19 protein-coding genes and 3 tRNA genes are annotated in these 19,042 nt (G+C 58.2%); 11 read left to right on the top strand and 11 right to left on the bottom strand.

Translation table 11 applies throughout. The features are described 5' to 3' along the window. The first annotated feature begins 191 nt into the window (after positions 1–191). The 4 genes from J2T55_RS02250 to J2T55_RS02235 are packed head-to-tail and all read left to right on the top strand — an operon-like array spanning position 192 to position 5,887. Positions 192–1,241 (top strand): ABC transporter substrate-binding protein, encoded by a 1,050-nt coding sequence (locus J2T55_RS02250; RefSeq protein WP_259053975.1) that lies wholly within the window; start codon positions 192–194, stop codon positions 1,239–1,241. Then, positions 1,238–3,799 (top strand): EAL domain-containing protein, encoded by a 2,562-nt coding sequence (locus J2T55_RS02245; protein ID WP_259053974.1) that lies wholly within the window; start codon positions 1,238–1,240, stop codon positions 3,797–3,799. Before J2T55_RS02250 ends, J2T55_RS02245 begins: the two co-directional genes overlap by 4 nt. 34 nt (positions 3,800–3,833) lie before the next feature. Beyond that, positions 3,834–5,546, top strand: coding sequence for a circadian clock protein KaiC (kaiC, locus tag J2T55_RS02240; protein ID WP_259053973.1), 1,713 nt, complete (start codon positions 3,834–3,836; stop codon positions 5,544–5,546). Then, positions 5,543–5,887: a thioredoxin domain-containing protein gene (locus tag J2T55_RS02235; protein ID WP_259053972.1), complete on the top strand. Its 345-nt coding sequence runs from the start codon at positions 5,543–5,545 to the stop codon at positions 5,885–5,887. Before kaiC ends, J2T55_RS02235 begins: the two co-directional genes overlap by 4 nt. 116 nt (positions 5,888–6,003) lie before the next feature. Here J2T55_RS02235 and J2T55_RS02230 read toward each other — a convergent pair. The 3 genes from J2T55_RS02230 to gltX form a co-directional block, all read right to left on the bottom strand. Continuing rightward, a tRNA-Glu gene (locus J2T55_RS02230) sits at positions 6,004–6,079 on the bottom strand. A gap of 112 nt (positions 6,080–6,191) precedes the next feature. Continuing rightward, positions 6,192–6,267, bottom strand: a tRNA-Ala gene (locus tag J2T55_RS02225). A 105-nt stretch (positions 6,268–6,372) separates the two neighbouring features. Then, on the bottom strand, positions 6,373–7,770 hold the full coding sequence (gene gltX, locus J2T55_RS02220) for a glutamate--tRNA ligase (RefSeq protein WP_259053971.1): 1,398 nt from the start codon (positions 7,768–7,770) through the stop codon (positions 6,373–6,375). Positions 7,771–7,880: 110 nt separating this feature from the next. Here gltX and J2T55_RS02215 point away from each other — a divergent pair, with 110 nt between their 5' ends. The 3 genes from J2T55_RS02215 (at position 7,881) to J2T55_RS02205 (ending at position 8,657) form a co-directional block, all read left to right on the top strand. Then, positions 7,881–8,117: an AbrB/MazE/SpoVT family DNA-binding domain-containing protein gene (locus tag J2T55_RS02215; RefSeq protein ID WP_259053970.1), complete on the top strand. Its 237-nt coding sequence runs from the start codon at positions 7,881–7,883 to the stop codon at positions 8,115–8,117. Continuing rightward, entirely contained in the window at positions 8,114–8,506 is a 393-nt protein-coding gene (locus J2T55_RS02210; protein WP_259053968.1) for a type II toxin-antitoxin system death-on-curing family toxin, read from the top strand. Before J2T55_RS02215 ends, J2T55_RS02210 begins: the two co-directional genes overlap by 4 nt. Positions 8,507–8,582: 76 nt before the next feature. Further along, positions 8,583–8,657 (top strand) — tRNA-Val (locus J2T55_RS02205). A gap of 94 nt (positions 8,658–8,751) precedes the next feature. On the opposite strand, the gene J2T55_RS02200 is transcribed toward J2T55_RS02205, so the two are convergent. Further along, the gene (locus J2T55_RS02200; RefSeq protein WP_259053966.1) at positions 8,752–9,624 is read right to left on the bottom strand and encodes a DMT family transporter; all 873 of its coding nucleotides are present in this window, start codon (positions 9,622–9,624) and stop codon (positions 8,752–8,754) included. 162 nt (positions 9,625–9,786) lie between these two features. Beyond that, complete coding sequence (locus tag J2T55_RS02195; RefSeq protein WP_259053988.1) at positions 9,787–10,971, bottom strand: NAD(P)/FAD-dependent oxidoreductase; 1,185 nt, start codon at positions 10,969–10,971, stop codon at positions 9,787–9,789. On the opposite strand from J2T55_RS02195, the gene J2T55_RS02190 reads away from it, so the two are divergent. Then, positions 10,894–11,106: a hypothetical protein gene (locus J2T55_RS02190; RefSeq protein WP_259053992.1), complete on the top strand. Its 213-nt coding sequence runs from the start codon at positions 10,894–10,896 to the stop codon at positions 11,104–11,106. The two genes, J2T55_RS02195 and J2T55_RS02190, sit on opposite strands and share 78 nt — an antisense overlap. 33 nt (positions 11,107–11,139) lie before the next feature. Here J2T55_RS02190 and J2T55_RS02185 read toward each other — a convergent pair whose 3' ends face one another. The 6 genes from J2T55_RS02185 to J2T55_RS02160 all read right to left on the bottom strand — a co-directional run bounded on the left by J2T55_RS02185 (position 11,140) and on the right by J2T55_RS02160 (position 16,411). Next, positions 11,140–11,853, bottom strand: a complete 714-nt coding sequence (locus J2T55_RS02185) for a class I SAM-dependent methyltransferase (RefSeq protein WP_259053964.1) — start codon at positions 11,851–11,853, stop codon at positions 11,140–11,142. Beyond that, on the bottom strand, positions 11,843–12,619 hold the full coding sequence (locus J2T55_RS02180) for a hypothetical protein (RefSeq protein ID WP_259053962.1): 777 nt from the start codon (positions 12,617–12,619) through the stop codon (positions 11,843–11,845). The genes J2T55_RS02185 and J2T55_RS02180 overlap by 11 nt, the downstream gene beginning before the upstream one ends. A gap of 47 nt (positions 12,620–12,666) precedes the next feature. Then, the gene (gene leuD, locus J2T55_RS02175) at positions 12,667–13,320 is read right to left on the bottom strand and encodes a 3-isopropylmalate dehydratase small subunit (protein WP_259053961.1); all 654 of its coding nucleotides are present in this window, start codon (positions 13,318–13,320) and stop codon (positions 12,667–12,669) included. 101 nt (positions 13,321–13,421) lie between these two features. Further along, positions 13,422–13,709, bottom strand: a complete 288-nt coding sequence (locus J2T55_RS02170) for a four helix bundle protein (RefSeq protein ID WP_259053960.1) — start codon at positions 13,707–13,709, stop codon at positions 13,422–13,424. 53 nt (positions 13,710–13,762) lie between these two features. After that, positions 13,763–15,193: a 3-isopropylmalate dehydratase large subunit gene (gene leuC, locus J2T55_RS02165; RefSeq protein WP_259053959.1), complete on the bottom strand. Its 1,431-nt coding sequence runs from the start codon at positions 15,191–15,193 to the stop codon at positions 13,763–13,765. Positions 15,194–15,415: 222 nt separating this feature from the next. After that, positions 15,416–16,411, bottom strand: coding sequence for a YhdH/YhfP family quinone oxidoreductase (locus J2T55_RS02160; protein ID WP_259053958.1), 996 nt, complete (start codon positions 16,409–16,411; stop codon positions 15,416–15,418). 185 nt (positions 16,412–16,596) lie between these two features. Here J2T55_RS02160 and J2T55_RS02155 point away from each other — a divergent pair, with 185 nt between their 5' ends. From J2T55_RS02155 to J2T55_RS02145, 3 genes are all read left to right on the top strand, one after another. Continuing rightward, on the top strand, positions 16,597–17,112 hold the full coding sequence (locus J2T55_RS02155) for a tetratricopeptide repeat protein (RefSeq protein WP_259053957.1): 516 nt from the start codon (positions 16,597–16,599) through the stop codon (positions 17,110–17,112). A gap of 531 nt (positions 17,113–17,643) precedes the next feature. Beyond that, positions 17,644–17,745 carry a transposase gene (locus J2T55_RS02150; protein ID WP_259053956.1) on the top strand — a complete coding sequence of 34 codons (102 nt, stop codon included), beginning with the start codon at positions 17,644–17,646 and terminating at the stop codon, positions 17,743–17,745. Between the two features lie 386 nt (positions 17,746–18,131). Beyond that, positions 18,132–19,031: an adenylate/guanylate cyclase domain-containing protein gene (locus J2T55_RS02145; protein WP_259053955.1), complete on the top strand. Its 900-nt coding sequence runs from the start codon at positions 18,132–18,134 to the stop codon at positions 19,029–19,031. The last annotated feature ends 11 nt before the right edge of the window (positions 19,032–19,042 follow it).

The raw sequence follows: 19,042 nt of genomic DNA, 5'->3' as shown, positions 1-19,042 counted from the left end.
TGACTGTTATGCTGGTTACGGCGAGTATGAGCAAAAATATTTGACTATCTTGGTTTGGTAATACTAGGTTACCCAAAATAACGATAAGTTAAGTAAAACATGCCAGTCGATCCTTAATCTTGGATGCGTATGCAACCTATTCGCACAAATATAGGGGATCTTGGGCAAGCACAGACTGACCCTGACCTCCCATGACTGCATCGCCTCACACCCCGGGCAGCTGGCTTATTGCGGTACTCGTTCTGCTACTGATCCGCCCGCCACCTGTCAGCGCTGACAATTCTTCGACCATGCGCCTGTCCGGCGTGGATTACCTCGGTGATCTCCCGACCCTAATCGCTGATCGCAATGGTCACTTCCAGCAAAGCGGCCTGGCGATTGAAGTTCAATATACGGATTCTGGCAAGGCCAACCTTCAGCGGTTAAGAAATGGCCGGGTCGATTACGCCCTGATGGCCCTCACTCCGCTGGTTATAGACACCCTGGAGGACAACACTCCGGGCGAGCCCAATGACCCCGTGATTCTTGCAAGTCTCGTTCACGCCTCCCATTTCAACCATGTTGTTACCCTCGCCGAGCGGATCCAGACGGCGCGGGCCCTGCAGGGCGGCCGTGTCGGTATGGCCAAGGGCACGAACGCCGAACTGGTCTGGTGGCTGTTTTCGGCCTATCACAAGCTGGATAAATCCGCGATTACACTGGTTGATTACCCCATCGATAAACTCCCCCAGGCGTTGCTTAACGGGGCCATAGACGCTGCGGTCATGTGGCAACCCTGGGTGGCGAAACTGAGCGCCCAGGCGGACACTGGCCTGCTGAAACTGCCTGGTAGCAATGTCTACACCGCCAAATGGTTGCTCGTCAGCCGGCGCGAGGTGGTTGACCAGCACCCTGAGGTGACCCGGACGCTGCTCAATGCCTACCAGGCGGCGATTGACGATATCGCGCGAAATCCCGACGCCGTACTGCAACAGTATGCCGATCGGGCAGGCATTGATGCCCAGCACTTTGCTGACAGCTGGCAGAATCTAGCTTATGCCCTAAATCTGGACTGGTCTCTGATTACCACGTTCCAGCAACAGCAGGCCTGGGCCTATCAGATGGGATATGGTGATGGCCATCCGTCCGGCCCCTCTCGAATTCTGCCATTGCTGGCACCCGCGGCACTGCGCAGCATTGCACCGTCGGCGGTTGGTCTGCCACTCAATATGACCTGGCAACGATCCCTGGCCCCCGAATGAGACTGGTCAGGCTGTCAACCTACAGCATCGTGGCCAGTTTCATAGGTCTGGTCGCTCTGCTGGCGCTCAGTATCTATAGCTACCAGTCCATGCGCAGTAACCAGCGCGAAGTGGATACGCTGCTTGAACTGAAGCAGCGGGTCGACAATTTTTCAGTCGCCAGTGACAGCCTGCTGCTGTTTGGCGCCGATCCCAAGCTCTGGCAGGTCATCCAGCAGGAAGGCCGTAGCATCCGGGCCGCGCTGGAATCTCTCAGTGAAAAAGAGGAAACGGGTACCGGACGAGTCGCCCATCATATCGACATCATTCTGCGGGAACTGGAGTCAGCCATACGCCCCGACCAATGGAATGAACGGCTGCCGTCAGTCGAAAGCGAGCAGGGCCCCGGTGGCCCTCTGAACCTGAGCGAACGTAATCAAATTATCCTGAACCAGATTGCCAGTCACGGCATTGCCCTGGATTCAGCTCTCGCCCGTGCTATGCATGCCCAGCAGCAGGCGCGCACTCAGCAAGTCGTGGTTACAACGGTTGCCTTCGCCGCTACCGCCCTGCTGTTCGGCGCCTTGTGTGTGGCAACCTTTGGGCTGATACACCGGCGCCTGAATCGCCCTACACGGCAACTGGTCAACACCATTGAACGTGTGCGCAACGGCGACATATATGCCCGCGTTGTCACAAATGGCGACGACGAACTGGCCAGCCTAGGCCAGGCCTTCAACGATCTTCTCGACGAACAGCAAAGGACTTACAGCCAGCTGTTGGAACACGAGCAGATTCTGCAGCGCTCCAAGGACGAGCTGGCGTACGCCCTCGACCTGCGCCAGACCCTGATCAATTCCCTGTCCGCCCATATAGCGCTGCTCGACCAGGACGGCACGGTCATCGACGTCAACGATCAGTGGCGGCACTTTGGCCAGGAGAACGACTATAAGGACAACCAGTTTGGCATCGGCCAGAACTATATCAGTGTGTGCGAGACGGCCCATGGCGATTGCGCCAAGGACGCACAACGGGTTGCCGAGGGGCTGCGTGCCATACTCGCCGGCGAACAGGATATCTTTGCACTGGAATACGCCTGTCATTCGCCACAGGAGCAGCGCTGGTTCCGGGTGATGATCAACCGGCTGACGCCGGGACAAACGGATTCATCGGTCTACGGCGCCGTCGTCATGCACGTCGACATCACCGAACGCAAACTGGCCGAGCTCGAACTGAACCGGCTGGCCTTCGAGGATGCGCTGACCCACCTCTGGTCACGCACCGGCTTTATCAACCATCTTGCCGAACACTTCCAGACGCAGGGCTGGCAATTCGGTGGCCGGGTTGTGCTGCTTGATATCGTACAACTGCACGACATCAATGACGCCTACGGCTACAGCACCGGCGATCTGATGCTCAACAGCATCGCCAGGCGGCTGCAGGCGCGTGTCGGTGATCAGGGTTTCGTCGGCCGTACCGGCGGTGACGAATTCGTGGTCTACCTGCAAGGGGGTGCCAATCCGGCAGACGGCTGGGAACGCCAGTTGCTGAACAGCGTATTTGCCGAACCGTTTCATGTGGAGCATGCACCGATTTACGTGGAAGCCCAGTTCGGTTTTACGCGACTGGAGACTCAGCCTCGCTCCGCTGAAAATCTGGTACGCGAAGCGGAACTGGCACTGTTTTACTGCCGACGTCGCGGACTGGGGGACAACTGGGCAGCGTACAACCACACGCTTGACAGCGAGTCCCAGGATCGTCTGCGTCTGACCCGTGAACTGCGCCTAGCGCTCGACAACGACGAGTTCGAACTGCACTTTCAGCCGAAGGTGTCACTGGCCAATGGGGCCATCATCGGCTGTGAAGCCCTGTTGCGCTGGCATCACCCGGAACGCGGTCTGCAGCCGCCGGCCAGCTTTATACCCGTTGCCGAGAAAAGCCAGCTGATACGGCCGATCGGCCGCTGGGTCCTCAACGAGGCCTGCCGTTACCTGAGCGTATGGCGCGACGCCGGTCTGGGTATCGTCAATGTTTCCCTCAACGTTTCCATGGTGCAGTTTACCGAGAGCAATTTCAGCCGAACCGTGGCCGAGGCACTGGCAGCGCATGACGTGCCGCCGCAGTCGCTGACCCTGGAAATTACCGAGAGCGTATTCGACCAGGAGTCCGAACAGCTGCGCGAGGAAATCATCAGGCTGCATGAACTCGGCGTCAACCTGTCACTGGACGACTTCGGTACCGGCTATTCCTCGCTGCGCTATCTGCAACAGTATCCGTTTGACGAGATCAAGATCGACCAGAGCTTTACCCGCAAACTGCTCGACGATGCCTATAGCGAATGCATTGTTAATGCCATTCTCGACATCGCCAAGGCACTGGGTGCCGAGGCTGTGGCCGAAGGTGTCGAAAATGAACAGATGCGGAGCGGACTGATGGCACTCGGCTGCCGAAACGGCCAGGGCTACTACTATAGCGTGCCGCTGGAAGTGGAAGATTTTCGCTGGCTGCTGGACAAGCGACGTACACTGCCTTTGGCCGCGCATCATTCTAACTCGAGCATTGAATTGAGCCGGGGCTGATTCTCCCCTTGTTTCCACGAACCGAGAGGATTACATGACTGAAACTGCAACTCGCATGGGCAAACGCGCAACCGGCATAACCGGCCTGGATGAAGTCACGCGTGGCGGTCTGCCCAGCGTCGGCGCCACCCTGGTCGCCGGTCAGCCCGGTGCCGGCAAGACCGTGTTATGCCAGCAGATCCTCGCCAACGCGATCCATGCCGGCCAGGGCGGCGTGTTCGTCTCTTTCGAGGAGTCATCGCAACAGATCCGCCGCGACGCAAGCTCGTTCAACTGGGGCCACCTGCTGAAAGACGGCGATCGGCTGCAAATCATTGATGCGCGCCCGCAGCCTGGCATGGAAGCAGCCGGCAGCTTCGATATTGATGGACTGCTGGCGGCCATCGGCGCCCGCAGCCAATCCAGCAATGCCAGCTGGATCGTGCTCGACGGTATTGACCGTCTGCTGCGCCTGCAACCCAGTGCCGGTCAGGCCGTGGAACAGATCGCCACGCTCGATGCCTGGTGCCAGCAACACCAGCTGTCGCTGTTACTGACTGCCAAACTATACACCAGCGACAACGAGCAACAGGCCTACCTGGAAGAGATTGAGTACCTGCTCGACACCGTGCTCATGCTGTCCACCGACCTGGTCGGGCGCAGATTGAACCGCCGTTTCCGCATCGCCAAGTACCGCGGCTCGTCTCATGTCACCGATGAACTGCCCATGGTCATGGACGATAACGGCCTGCACGTTCCGTTCGGCGAGGCCCAGGCCAGCGCGACAGTACCGGTCAGCCAGGAGCGCCTCGGCACCGGCATTCAGCGGCTGGACAAGGTGCTCGGCGGCGGCATACATCGCGGTTCCACGACGCTGATTTCGGGCCTGCCCGGCACGTCCAAGACTACGCTGGCCGCCAGTTTTGCCTGCGCGGCCGCAGCACGGGGCGAACTGGCGCTGTATCTCAGCTTCGACGAACTGGCCGACCGCATCGTCCGCAACGTCGCCTCGGTCGGCATCGATCTGGCCCGCCATCTCGACAGTGGCCATCTGCGGATCGTCTCGCGCGAAGCCTGGCGCTCACTGGTTGAGGTCCATTTCATCGAGGTCCTGCGCCTGCTCGACGAATTCAAGCCGGACGTTCTGGTGATTGACCCGGTGTCGGCACTGCTCAAGGCAGCCAGCGCCGAAACGCCCTATGTCGCCGTCGAACGGTTGCTGGGCATGGCCCGCGCGCGCGGCATCACGTCGGTGATCACTTCCCTGAGCGAAGGTGACGCGCCGGAGAGCGAATCAACGCTCAGTCATACCTCGACCCTGGCCGATACCTGGATATCGCTGGGCTATGACATCCGCGGCGGCGAACGCAATCGCTCGCTGTCCGTGGTCAAATCACGTGGCACGGCACATTCCAACCAGGTGCGCGAACTGTTGCTGACCAACGAAGGCATCGACCTGGCCGACGTCTATCAGTTCGGCAGCGAAGTGCTCATGGGCACCGCCCGCATGCAAAAGGAGAGCGAGGAGGCCTCGCTCAAACGACAAAGACAACAGGAACAGTCTCGTCGCGAGCACGAATTGCAGCGTGAACTGGAACAGGCCCGTTCACGCCTCAACAATGCCCAGAGTGAGGCACAACGGCTGGAACAGGAACTCGAGATCGAACGCCAGGCCACCACTGACTCGCAACAGGAAAACAAACAGCATCACGACCATATTCTGCAACGCCGTGATTCAGGCAAACGCAGCGACGGAGACAAGCAGTGAACACACAGTCACAGACGGATAACGGCCTACGATCCCAACTGGTCCTGTTCACCACTGGTGATTCGCCGCGTTCCATGCGCGCCCGCTCCAACCTTAAGCAGGCACTGAAATGCCTGGATGTCGAGGATATCAAGGCCGAAGAGATCGATTTGATCCGAAACCCGGACAAGGTATTGGAACATGGCGTTTTCGCCACCCCGGCATTGGTCAATACTAGTGACTCCGGCCAGAGCAACGTCCTTTACGGTGACTTCTCCGACCTGGACAAGCTGAAGGAGTTTCTGCGCAACATCATCAATGCCGATCAGGTGGAACAGCCAGACCACTGCACACAACCATAGCCGCGTAGATGGAAACAATCATGTCGTCATTGCGAGGGAGCCGTCAGGCGACCGCGGCAATCTTGCTGGATTGCTTTCCCCGGCTCAAGGCCGGGGTCGCAATGAAGGAATGAAGATGGCGTCCCCAAGGGGATTCGAACCCCTGTTGCCGCCGTGAAAGGGCGGTGTCCTAGGCCTCTAGACGATGGGGACTAATGGTCGATTCGTGAATAGTGTCGGGTGAATGGCGGGATGCTGCTGGTGCGCTTGTATTCTGCCATGTACCACTATTCACAAGTCACTGTTCACCAGTCACTTGTAAATTTGGTGGAGCCAGGCGGGATCGAACCGCCGACCTCCTGCATGCCATGCAGGCGCTCTCCCAGCTGAGCTATGGCCCCGAAAATCGTTGTTTTGCGGGCTGTGGATACGGCTGTATCTCAACCCTGAAAGACGCGAGAATTTACGCGACAGACGCGCCCCTGTCAAGTTGAACAGCGCGCTTGTTATTCACGGATGTGATTGATCGCCCGGGTGATTCTGTCCAGGGTCCGGTTTTGCCCCAGCAATTCCAGGGTCGCGTCGATCGATGGCGACACGGCGGTACCGCAGAGCGCGACCCGCAGCGGTTGGGCCACTTTGCCCATCTTCAGTTCCAGCGCCTCGGCGCTGGCTTTGATCACCCCGTGCAACGTTTCCTGGCGCCAGTCGGACAGCTGCGCCAGCTGCCCGTGCAGGTATTCGAGCACCGGCCGGGCATCGGCCCCCATGTGTTTGTCGACTGCCTTGGCGTCGTAGTCCTCGAACTCCTCGAAAAATACGCGGCTGGCCGCGGCCATGGCCTTCAGGGTTTCACAGCGTTCGCGCTGGACTTCCGCAAGGCGCCCCAGATCCGGGCCATTGCCGGGATCGACGCCGAGGGCGCGCAGCTGCGCCTCCAGGGGACGCACCAGTTCCGCCGGCGCGGTGTTTTTCAGATAGTGCTGGTTGAGCCAGTTGAGCTTTTCGGTATCGAAGCGCGCCGCCGATTTATTGACGTCGCTGATATCGAACTTGTGGATCATTTCGTCGAGGGCGAACACTTCCTGGTCGCCGTGCGCCCAGCCGAGCCGCACCAGGTAATTCAGCAGCGCCTGCGGCAAATAACCCGCGTCGCGGTACTGCAGCACGTTGGTCGCGCCGTGGCGCTTCGACAGGCGCTTGCCGTCCGGCCCCAGGATCAGCGGCACGTGGGCGTAGCGCGGCGGTTCGTGGCCGAGCGCCGTCATGATGTTCATCTGCCGGGGCGTATTGTTGAGATGATCGTCACCGCGGATGACGTCAGTGATTTTCATGTCCAGATCGTCGACGACGACGGTCAGGTTGTAGGTCGGCGTATTGTCGGAGCGGGCGATGATCAGGTCGTCGAGTTCGCTGTTGTCGTAGACCACGCGCCCCTGGATGCGGTCGTCGACCACGGTCTGGCCAGCCTCGGGGCTGCGGAAACGAATCACCGGATGCACACCGGGCGGGGTATCTTCGCGATCCCGGCAGCGACCGTCATATTTCGGCTTTTCACCGCGGGCCATCGCCTGCTCGCGCATGGCCTCGAGTTCCTCGCGGCTGCAGTAGCAGCGATAGGCCTGGCCCGCGGCCAGCAACTGATCGATGACTTCCTGGTAGCGATCGCTGTTCTGCGTCTGGTAGTAAGGTCCTTCGTCGTAATCCAGGCCAAGCCAGTCCAAGCCCTCGAGGATCGCGTCGACGGCTTCCTGGGTCGAGCGCTCACGGTCGGTGTCCTCGATACGCAGTACGAAACGGCCATTCAGCTTGCGCGCCTGCAGCCAGGAAAACAGCGCGGTGCGGACGCCGCCGATGTGCAGGTAACCGGTCGGGCTGGGGGCAAAACGGGTTCGGACGGTCATGATTATCTCTTTAATTTCAATATATTAACGATTTTTCTACTGAATTTCCGGCATTTGTATATATGTTATAACATATGTACTACAATTGGTTGAAACGCTAGGAGACAACCATGAGCAACCATGCTGCCCTTAAGATACGCAAAATCGGTAATTCCTACGGTCTCATATTGAACCGGGAGCTACTCGACTCATTAGGCGTTGCAGAAGGTGACGAATTGTACGCGATTCAGACTCCCGAAGGGGTACAACTGACACCCTACGATCCCGATTTCGCCGCTGTCATGGACTCGAATCGCGACTACATGCGCCGGCACCGGAATGCCCTGCATGAACTGTCAAAAAGATGACAGAACCCAAATGGCTGACCCGGCAAATGGCTCTGGCCATTCATGCCGAGGCCATCTGGCATTTTGGCGGTCTCAGCGGCATACGCGATAACGCACTTCTGGAGAGCGCCCTCAACCGGCCCATTAATACATTTCACTACAATAAGGGCGCGGACCTTTTCGACCTGGCGGCTTCACTTTGCCACGGCATCATAAAAAACCACCCGTTTAACGATGGCAACAAGCGAACAGCCCTGCTTGGGAGCCGTGCTTTCCTGTTTCTCAATGGCAAGGCCTTGGAACCTGCTGAAACCGAAGAAGTGGAAAGCATGGTTGCCGTCGCTGCCGGCAATATGAGTGAAACGGTACTGGCAGCCTGGCTGCGTACCAATTCTGCGTCCCTGGATTGACCGAGACACGCAGTCTGCATACAATTTACCGCCCTATCACTCAGGATAGGTGCAAAATCTGATATTGGTCAGTAGCGGGCGATTAGCTCAGCGGGAGAGCGCTGCCTTCACACGGCAGAGGTCGCTGGTTCGAAACCAGCATCGCCCACCATTTATCCCTCGATCCCACTACCCTTCCCGGCCGCTATGGCGGGCGTTGCTTTCAGCCGGAACCTGATGAACGGGCAGGCAGGCGTGTCCAGCATCTATTTATAGGTGGAAATCAATATAACGCCTGAAAGAATAAATCCGATACCCAGCCATTGTCGCCAGCTCATGGGTTCATGCAGAAATATCTTTGCCAGAACGACCGTAACGGCACTGAAGCTGGAACCAATCACGACGGTCATCTGCGCACCGATGCCCATACTGCCATAAAGCAGTGACACATAGGCCGTAGCATCCAGTACACCCTGGACGGTCAGTACCGGCCACCAGCGAATCGGCATGGTTGGGGCCTCGCCACGAATCACGAACAGGCACGCAATTGCAACAAAACCAACCCAACGGGCGAGCCATATGGTCTGCAATTCGCCATAGGTTTCCATGGCCTGCTGCGCGGCCGCAACGGTCAAGGCAAAGCCGATGGATGAGATGATCGCGATGATGATCGTTTTGGTGATCTCGGAACGATCATGCTCTTCGTCTTCCTCCGCCACTTCGATCTCGGCACAAGCGGCCACCACGATTACGCCGAGCATCACCAGGCCCATCGCGACCCATTGCCACAGGGAGGGTCTGACGCCCGTCACGACTGCAAAGAGCAGATTGAAGGCGGGATAGGCACCGACAATAGGCGCCACGACCGTGACGGGACCGCGTTCCAGACCCCAGTACAGAAACAGCGTCGCCAGCATGATGCCGACACCGCTCAGGACTATCTGCCACCAGGCCGAGACGTCGGTCACCAGTTCAATATCGGCAAACCACACGACCAGGGTCAGCACGACGGCACTGATGCCAAGCATCCCCATCAACGCACTGTGATGGCCTATAGCCCGACCGGTAAAGCGGGCAATAAAGTCAGCGCAGCCCCAACCCAGCGCCGTTGTCGAGCCAAATAATACGGAACTCAGCATGTTCCTGTTATCCCCCGAGTTGTATTGGTATGGATCCAGTCCGTATTAATAGGTGCCGCACAGACGGGAACAACATGCATCCTACTGGTCAATCGCAACTGCCCATATATATAAAACGAGGTACTTGCAGACTGACAGTCAGATCAGATGCCAGATAATAGCTTACTGGATCGTATCAGCCGGAGCCGGCTGGCTGTTGGCAAGCGTTTCCATCCGATCGGCCAGATAGCGCGCAAAGGAAAAAGCACATGTGAAGGCCGGTGATACCGCGTTCAAAACATGTAACGAACGGTCATCGCCTTCAACCCTAAAGTCCATTTCCAGCACCTTGTCCCGGGTATTCACCAGCTGCGCCCGGATACCGGCATTGCCCCATTTCGCGAATCCCATCGCCGGCACACCATCCAGCATCCGGGCGGCACATTCAACCATGTATTTGCGCCGGTTTTTCCTGAGCTCCCGCAGCGCCAAGGCGCGGAAATCAAAGCGGTTAAAGGCAAACAGCTCGGCTTCCCGGGCGAATATTTCAAAAAACTCATTCAAGCTGAAATTCTGTAACCCTTGGTAATTTTCCCGCCACAGCGCTGGCACCGCGGTAGGCCCTATCTTGGTCTCCCCATCCACGGTGACCGTGAAATGCACACCCAGAAACGGATGCCTGAGATCCGGCACGGGATAGATATTGGTTGCCGGTCGGTAACTGCCTGCCCCGGGAGACAGGTACAGCCCCTTGAAGGGAATGATTCGATGATCCCTGGAAAAACCGAAATGGCCGGCCACGCGATCGGCATGGAGTCCGGCTGCATTGACGATGTATCCGGCGGAATAGGTTTGTCGGGAAGACCCTAGTTTGCCTGTTTCCGGATCGTACTTGATGAACGCTTCATCCAGGCGCAACTGTATGTCCTGATCGCGCACATCGTCGACCAGCGAATCCATAATGGCTGCCGGATCAACCGAGGACGTGGTTGGTGACCAGATCGCTTGCTCATGCGTTTTTACACGCGGCTCAATGTCACTGGCCTGTTTTGCGCTGACAAGTTCCAGTTCGACATTATTATCCTGGCCGCGCTGCATCAACTCATGCAGTCCTGCCCGATCATGCTCATCATGCGCAACCACCAGTTTGCCGCAATGATTGATCCTGAGACCCTTTATCTCACAATAGGCACGCCACTCGCGGTTACCGTCCCGGGTCAGTCGCGCCTTCAGACTGTCGCTGGAATAGTAAAAGCCGGCATGTAGCACGCCACTATTGCGACCGCTGGCATGGCAGCCACTGGCCGGCTCCTTTTCCAGGACCACGATTTTTGCAGCGGGATGACGACGCTTGAGTTCAAGCGCGATGGTCAGGCCTATGACACCGCCACCGATCACCAGGAAGTCACAGGTTATGGCATCTGCTGGCATTGCCGTTATCTGCTTTTGTTTCAGGGCGTATTCAGACTTAACAGGCCTGATCTTCTGATCCCGGCTTGCTGAATACAAGCCGAATCGAACCAGAGCCCGAGCTGATTAATCACTGATTTGTGTTCCGCCGGGTTTATGAAACAATGCGACACTCTTGCTGACGATTATCAGCCGCCAACCAAAGCGCATAGCAATCCATTCCAGTGTCTCCTGTTCGTAAAAGCAGACGTGCGTCGGATCGCGGATGTAATGCCAGCTGGCGAACGGTCGTTGCGGGTCGCGGCGCATGGTCATCAGACCGAGCCAGCCACCGGGGCGCAGCAACGCGTTCAGTCGTTCGAATTCCCGGCCTGGCCGGAAGAAGTGTTCGGCCGTCTCGGTGCAGGTGATGAAGTCATAGTCACGTTCCAGAACGTCTGTATCCGGGACATAGATGGGATCGTAATTCGTGACACTGAAGCCCTGCTCGCCCAGCATGACCGACAGCGTCGGCCCGGGCCCGGCACCATAGTCGAGGCCTGTTGCCCCGGGCCTGAGCTTCGGCACCAGCGGCTCGACCAGCCGGTAGAGAAACTTGCGGTAGCCCGGATCGGCCGGGTCGTTATCATGGGTATCGTAGTGGGCTTTTTCCGCCGTCGGATCCGGCCGCTGTGACGGGTCGAGATGAATCAGCCAGCAGACGTTGCACTGATAATACAGGCGCTGTTGTGCTTTATGCTTGACCTCGGCAAATAACGTTAACTGCCGATCCGCACACAACGGACAGTGGCGCGCCGGGGTAGCTGTTTCAGCAGACTGAACTCCGCTATTAGCGCTCATCCTGGTCGGATTTCACGATCCGGTCGCTCGATTCACCATCGGACAGGAATTCAATTTCCTGTATAAATGCCTTGGCACTACCCTGGGTGTCGTTGGTATTCATCTGAATGCCGACACTGCTCACGGGCATAGAGGTGCTGATATCAAACTGTTCTGTAAGTACCTCGTCGAAGTTGAAGACCGTGGTAATCGTTTCGCCGGGCTCGGGATTACAGGGTTGACAGAAATAGCGTCCGCCCTCGTGATAGTAATTGGCCTTGTAGGCGTGACCTTCCTGTTCTTTTTCGCCCAGGAACAGTCCCACGAAGTAGGGAACGTCCGGCACAAACATCGAACCGCTATCAATTTCCTTGTCGCCGAATGAGATCATCACGGCGATCGGAACACGATAGACGCCCGCTGCCCAGTCGGCGCCCTCGGGATACTCATTGACGCCCCAGGTGATACGTACCCGGTCCACATCCTCGATGTTGACTTCCCGGGCAATCAGGCCAGCGCGTTGACTGTCCGTTTCCAGCACCAGCCCGTCGCCGGAAAATTGCAGGTCGAGCCCCTCGGCGTCGAGCTTGAATTCATAGCCTTGATCCCGAAGCGTATCGGATGCATCAGCATCCGGTGAGTCAGTAAAAGTAAACCGCTCTATCACCTGCGAGGATCCGGTCTCTGCAGCCATGCCAGGCGCAGCGCCTCCCATAAGCAGCAATGCCAGTAATGCCCTGCCCATACCGGGATGATCTGAATAAGTCTTTCCAAACAATAAGCTCATTTTTCATCAGACAGGTGTGGGCCTTACAGGTTCATAATAAAGACAGCCTAGGCCTGCCGATCGGGGAACAACCAGGGAGCCTGCTGTGTGCGCTTTGCTTCATAACGGCGTATGGCGTCGGCCGCCTCGGTCAACGTTACGCCGATATCGTCCAGTCCCCTGAGCAGACGGTCCTTGAGGCCGGCATCGATCTCGAAGGCATGGCTGTCGCCGGCTTGTGTGATCACCTGTTGGTTCTCGAGATCAACAGTCAGACGATAGCCTTCATTGGCGTGAACCTGTTGAAACAGCGTATCGACCACCTGCTCCGGCAACTGCACGGGCAGGAAACCGTTCTTGAAGCTGTTGCTGTAGAAAATATCGGCAAAGCTCGGCGCGATGGCCGCGCGAAAACCGTAGTCGGTCAGCGCCCAGACGGCGTGTTCACGCGACGAGCCGCAGCCGAAATTCTTGCGCGCCAACAGGATCCCGGCGCCCTGATAGCGCGGCTGGTTCAGTACGAAATCCGGGTTCAGACGCCGTTTACTGTGATCGTCGCCTGGCTCGCCCGGGTCCAGGTAGCGCCAGTCGTCGAACAGGTTCGGCCCGAAACCGGTACGATAGATCGATTTCAGGTACTGCTTCGGGATGATCGCATCGGTATCGACGTTGGAACGGTCGATCGGGGCGACGAGCCCGGTGAATGTTTTGAATGGTTCCATTTAAGTAATTGGTAACTGGTTATTGGTGAATGGTTTCAACTCTTCAATTTTCTGATCAATGCATTCAGCATCCGGGTGATTACCAGGTTTTGATCCTTTGCCTATTTAATCTTTCCCTGTTCAGCCATATTTGGCCGCTTTGCAATTTCGAGAAGGGTATCAAGCTCACTGCTCGAAGCTCTTGCATAATAAAGAAACTGTAGAAATTCCTTTCGCGTATTCCTTGCCCCAACTTCTGCAAGGTTGGCACTAATTGAAACCGCAGACCGGCGAATCTGTGAAACCAGACCGTAGATTTCCTGATTTGGAAATTCTCGCGTTAACACATAGATATTTTCAGCAAGCTCTATGGCAATGTGCCAGACATCCAAATCCCTGTGGGTTTTCATCGGAGCGCTCCATGCTCGGGTATCCTTTATCTAATTACTAATCACTGATCACTTCATAGCGCCGCCGCCTCGGTATTTTCCTCGACGAATTTCCGGACGTCGACGAAGTGACCGGCGATTGCGGCTGCCGCGGCCATGGCCGGGCTGACGAGGTGCGTGCGGCCGCCGGCACCCTGGCGACCCTCGAAGTTGCGGTTCGAGGTCGAGGCGCAGCGTTCGCCGGGGCTCAGGCGATCCGGGTTCATGCCGAGGCACATGGAGCAACCGGGATCGCGCCACTGGAAGCCGGCGTCCTGGAATATTTTGTCGAGGCCTTCCTTTTCCGCCTGCCATTTGACCAGGCCGGAACCGGGTACGACCATCGCTTCCTTGATATTCACGGCGATGCGGTTACCGCGCACGACGGCGGCTGCGGCACGCAAATCTTCAATGCGGGCGTTGGTGCACGAGCCGATGAATATCTTGTCGAGCTTGATGTCCGTGATCGGCGTGCCCGCTTCCAGTGCCATGTATTTCAGCGCATGCTGCATGCCCTCGCGTTTGCTGGTATCCGCCTCGTCGGCCGGATCCGGTACGCACGCACCGACCGGTACGACCATTTCCGGCGACGTCCCCCAGGTGACCTGTGGCTGGATGTCTTCGGCGTCGAGCACCACTTCCTTGTCGAATACGGCGTCAGCGTCGCTGACCAGCTCGCGCCAGGCGGCTGCGGCCTGATCCCAGAGTTCGCCGGATGGCGCCATCGGCCGGCCTTTCACATAATCGATGGTGCGATCGTCGACGGCCACCAGGCCGGCACGGCCGCCGGCCTCGATACTCATGTTGCAGACGGTCATGCGGCCTTCCATGGACAGATCCTGGATGGCCTCGCCGGCGAACTCCATGGTATAGCCGGTGGCGCCGGCGGTACCGATCTTGCCGATGATCGCCAGCATGATGTCCTTGGCGGTGATGCCGGTACCGACGTGGCCACGCACGGTGACGCGCATGTTCTTCGCCTTGCGCAGGATCAGCGTCTGCGTGGCGAGCGCGTGCTCGACTTCGGACGTGCCGATGCCGAACGCCAGCGCACCCAGCGCGCCGTTAGTGGAAGTGTGTGAATCACCGCAGACAATGGTCATGCCCGGCAAACAGGCACCCTGCTCCGGGCCGATAACATGGACGATGCCCTGGCGGCGATCCAGCATCTCGATCTTGGTAATGCCGAAGTCGGTGCAGTTCTGGTCCAGCGTCTGCAGCTGCAGACGTGACACCGGATCCTCGATGTTCTCGCGGTTGCGCGTCGGCACGTTGTGATCCGGTACCGCCAGGTTGGCGGCCAGGCGCCAGGGCTGGCGCCCGGCCAGCTTCAGGCCCTCGAACGCCTGCGGCGAGGTCACCTCGTGGATGAGCTGCCGGTCGATGTAAATCAACGCCGTGTCGTCGCCGTAGTCCTCGACGACGTGCGCGTCCCAGATCTTGTCGTAAAGTGTCTTGCCTGCCATGTCTCAACGATAGTAGTTGGTGATTCGCTCCGCCTCTAGCGGGCGGACTGGAAAAACGCCTATTTTATCGCACCGCGGCAAACATTGCGCGTCCGGGCACGGCCCCGGTAGTAGGCCCGACCACGGGCCGAAGAGAACGCCGATTATGGCGGAGATTTGACCATTCTTCGCGGCGGGGGCGCCGCTCCTGCAATGGGTTGGTGGACGCCAGCGCTACCGCAGTCATTCACCGGCGATTTTCACCAGAGTCCGGCCCGAGGTCTTGCCGGCCAGCATGTCGTCGAAAACCTGCGGCAGATCGGCGAGTTCTACCTCGCGGCTAACAATGCGCTCGAGATGACGCGGCTTCAGGTCGGTCGCCAGGCGCTGCCAGAGCCGGTGGCGCAGGGCCGTCGGGCAGCCCGAGGACGTTACCCCGAGCAGCGCGACGCCACGGAGGATAAAAGGCATCACGGTCGTCTTGAGCTCGGTGCCGCCGGCCAGACCGACCGCGGTGATGTTGCCCCATGGCTGGGTGGTGCGCGTCAGCCAGGTCAGAATCTCGCCGCCGACATTGTCGACCGCACCGGCCCACAGCGCCTTTTCCATCGGCTTGCTGCCGGTATCCAGGCTGGTGCGGTCAAGGATATCGGCCGCACCCAGCGATTTCAGATAGTCGTGTTCGCTGTCCTTGCCGGTCAGCGCGGTAACCCGGTAACCGAGCCCGGCGAGCATGTCGATGGCAAAGCTGCCGACGCCGCCGCTGGCGCCGGTGACCACGATCGACCCTTGATGCGGCGCCTGGCCGTTGGTTTCCATGCGCTGGATACAGATCGCGGCTGTCAGGCCGGCAGTGCCGAGAATCATGGCCTCGCGCAGGCCGAGCCCGTCCGGCAGCGGCACCACCCACTCGGCCGGTACGCGGCAGTACTCGGCATAGCCGCCGTCGTGGTCGACGCCGAAGTCATAGCCGGTCACCAGCACCGCGTCGCCGGGGCGGAAGCGGCTGTCGTCCGAGCTGTGTACTGTGCCGGCGACATCGATACCGGCGATGCGCGGAAATTGGCGTATGATGCGGCCCTTGCCGGTCGCCGCCAGGGCATCCTTGTAATTGACGCTCGACCAAGCCGCGCGGATGACGACCTCGCCGGCCGAGAGCGATTCCAGCACAACCGGCTCCAGTGCGCCGCGCACCTCGCCATCCTGCTCGTGGACTCTGAAAGCGGAGAATTCCGTCATGGCAGTTACCTGTCGAATAGGGTCAATATTTACTTTCGCCGGTGGCGATGAAACAATTTTGCGCCTGCCGGGACTAATCAGGCGTAACCACTACAAAAATCGGCTGCCCGGCGCCCGGTCACCGGCCGGACAAACGATTTTAATGAAGTCCATTTTCAAGACCAACCTATAACAGGGATTATCCCATGAAAAAGATTGTTTACGGTCTAGTGCTGTTCTTTTCGCTGAATATGTCCGCGTGGGCGGATTTCAACCAGGGGGTTGTGGCCTATCTGATGGGTGAATACGACAAGGCATTTACCACCATGCAGTCACTCTCGGAAACCGCTGACCATGGCTACGCGCAGTATTACCTGGGCATGATGTATCTCAAAGGCCAGGGTACGAGCCAGGACGTCGAAGAAGCCAGCAAATGGTTGCGCAAGTCGGCCGAGCAAGGCATTCCCCAGGCCCAGTACAACCTGGCCCGGCTGTACATGAAGGGTGAAGGCGTACCGCGTGATTATGAGCGTGCCTATGTCTGGTACAAGACCGGCGCCTCGCACAAGCATGCCGCTTCCGCCAACGGCATCGAGTCCGCCAAAAGCAACCTGAACGAGGAACAGCTGTCGGAAGCCGAGAAGCTCAGCGCGGAATACATCGACAAGTACGGTCCCAAGGAAGGCGAAACCGGCCAGGCCAAGAGTATTCCCAACGAGTAGATGAAACCCCGGTCCGACCGGGGTTTTTATCAGCTTAATCGCAGCTTAACGTGACACTCTGACGAGAGGCGGTAGCGCCAACGAGTTACAGTCGGTTTGATACGACACGGCCGAAACCAAGCCCTGCGCGAGGCGAGGCAGCCATTCTTCATGTAGCTGGGTCCAAATTGCCGAAAGGTCGAGGCCATGGACATGAACTCCGCCTTCGACCTCGAGTTCCAGGCGCACTATGCTACGCCGATATCGTCTACAACCTGTTCCACGTCATCGCCATGTTCGGCCACGAGCTCATCGACCAGGCCAACCAGCTGCGCCATGACAGGCCGCCCGCCGAGTCATCAAGCAGACGCTGGCTGCTACTGTACAACCGCAACTGACCTGGCGACCATAAGGCCGTGATCCTCGACGGACTGCTGGCCGACAGTCAGACCCTGCACATAACCAACCTGCTCAAGGACCTGCTCAAAAGCCTGTGGCGTGCACCGGAGGTCCAAAGCGCCGAACGGCGCTGGACAGTAGCACCTCGAAGGCATGAACAACCACATCAAGGTCATCAAGCGCATGGCCTATGGCTATCGCAACAACGACTGCTTCTTCCCGAAGATCCAGGCCGCCTTTCCCGGTAAAGCGTGAAGTACACTAATTGACTGGCTATATCAACATTCATCACTCGGCCAATGAGAAACAGGGCCTTTTATTGCCCTGAGCAAGACCGGCCACGACATGTCCGTATGCATGGCGCAAGGCACAATCGATAGACCATCGATTCCGAACGCCGGTCCTGTAGCCAACCGGCTGATGACTTGGCGGAGATGAATGGCTATAGTAAGGCAGTTGACACGGGTCGTGCACTCGAGCGCGACCCTGTCAATGTGGGGGAACGGGGCAATTCGAAGCGCACGGGTAACGAGCATACGCTGACCGGGTCAGTTGAGGCCAGCCATGCATGACCTGCTTCCGCTGCCCTGGCGCGAGGGAACTGGCAGCGGCAGACTTAATTCATCGACAACACAATCAGCATGGCCCCGACAACGACGAACATAGCCATTCTTTTTGCCGATATAAGCGGCAGCACCACGCTTTATGAAGTGTTGGGCGACTCGACGGCCCAGTCCCTCATCACCACAACGCTTGATACGATTGCCGGCGTTACCAGGCGCTTCAACGGCACTGTCATCAAGACCATCGGTGACGAAATCATGTGTACGTTTGACAGCGCCGCCGATGCTGCTACAGCAGCCTGCGAGATGCACGAGATTCTTGAAGACGAAACGGATGCCAATAGTGATCCGATCACCATCCGCATCGGCATGCATTTCGGTCCCGCACTCAGCGAATCCGGTGATATCTTCGGCGATGCCGTAAATACCGCTGCGCGCATGACCGCCCTGGCCAAGGCGCGGCAGATCATGACGACCAAGAGTACCATCGATCTACTGCCGTCGGTCATGCAGGCCGGTACGCGCTTCGTCGATCACGCCTCCCTGAAGGGCAAGCAGGGTGGCGTCGACATTTACGAGATCATCTGGCAGCAGGACGACGTCACGCGCATGGCCGCCGGGATGCTGCCGGACGACAAGAAACCATCGCAGGTCAAACTGCATCTTAACTATAACGGCCAGGTCATCGTGCTGGATCACGATCGTTCATCGATCGTGATCGGCCGTAGCCAGGGCTGTGACCTGTCCATCAATGAAAAACTCGCCTCGCGCCAGCATGTGCGCATCGAACTGCGACGCGAGAAATTCATCATTATCGACCAGAGCACCAATGGTACGCATGTACGCATCAATGATAACGGCGATGCTTTCCTGCGACGCGAAGAGATGCCGCTGTCGGGGACCGGCTGTATCAGTCTCGGTCGGGCATTCAACGATAAACCCACCGAGGTTGTACATTTCAGTCATGAATACAGCTAGGAAACTTCAGC

The organism is Methylohalomonas lacus (assembly GCF_024808875.1).
Lineage (GTDB): Bacteria > Pseudomonadota > Gammaproteobacteria > Methylohalomonadales > Methylohalomonadaceae > Methylohalomonas > Methylohalomonas lacus.
The sequence above is the reverse complement of the archived record's forward strand: the minus strand, read 5'-3'. Positions and strand labels throughout refer to the sequence as shown.

Coding starts and splice junctions, on each gene's coding strand:
- J2T55_RS02145 (WP_259053955.1), top strand. CDS start 18,132: ATGGCCCCGACAACGACGAACATAGCCATTCTTTTTGCCGATATAAGC.
- J2T55_RS02250 (WP_259053975.1), top strand. CDS start 192: ATGACTGCATCGCCTCACACCCCGGGCAGCTGGCTTATTGCGGTACTC.
- J2T55_RS02215 (WP_259053970.1), top strand. CDS start 7,881: ATGAGCAACCATGCTGCCCTTAAGATACGCAAAATCGGTAATTCCTAC.
- J2T55_RS02155 (WP_259053957.1), top strand. CDS start 16,597: ATGAAAAAGATTGTTTACGGTCTAGTGCTGTTCTTTTCGCTGAATATG.
- J2T55_RS02245 (WP_259053974.1), top strand. CDS start 1,238: ATGAGACTGGTCAGGCTGTCAACCTACAGCATCGTGGCCAGTTTCATA.
- J2T55_RS02170 (WP_259053960.1), bottom strand. CDS start 13,709: ATGAAAACCCACAGGGATTTGGATGTCTGGCACATTGCCATAGAGCTT.
- gltX (WP_259053971.1), bottom strand. CDS start 7,770: ATGACCGTCCGAACCCGTTTTGCCCCCAGCCCGACCGGTTACCTGCAC.
- J2T55_RS02190 (WP_259053992.1), top strand. CDS start 10,894: ATGGCAGCCACTGGCCGGCTCCTTTTCCAGGACCACGATTTTTGCAGC.
- J2T55_RS02200 (WP_259053966.1), bottom strand. CDS start 9,624: ATGCTGAGTTCCGTATTATTTGGCTCGACAACGGCGCTGGGTTGGGGC.
- J2T55_RS02160 (WP_259053958.1), bottom strand. CDS start 16,411: ATGACGGAATTCTCCGCTTTCAGAGTCCACGAGCAGGATGGCGAGGTG.
- J2T55_RS02185 (WP_259053964.1), bottom strand. CDS start 11,853: ATGAGCGCTAATAGCGGAGTTCAGTCTGCTGAAACAGCTACCCCGGCG.
- leuC (WP_259053959.1), bottom strand. CDS start 15,193: ATGGCAGGCAAGACACTTTACGACAAGATCTGGGACGCGCACGTCGTC.
- leuD (WP_259053961.1), bottom strand. CDS start 13,320: ATGGAACCATTCAAAACATTCACCGGGCTCGTCGCCCCGATCGACCGT.
- kaiC (WP_259053973.1), top strand. CDS start 3,834: ATGACTGAAACTGCAACTCGCATGGGCAAACGCGCAACCGGCATAACC.
- J2T55_RS02210 (WP_259053968.1), top strand. CDS start 8,114: ATGACAGAACCCAAATGGCTGACCCGGCAAATGGCTCTGGCCATTCAT.
- J2T55_RS02180 (WP_259053962.1), bottom strand. CDS start 12,619: ATGAGCTTATTGTTTGGAAAGACTTATTCAGATCATCCCGGTATGGGC.
- J2T55_RS02150 (WP_259053956.1), top strand. CDS start 17,644: ATGAACAACCACATCAAGGTCATCAAGCGCATGGCCTATGGCTATCGC.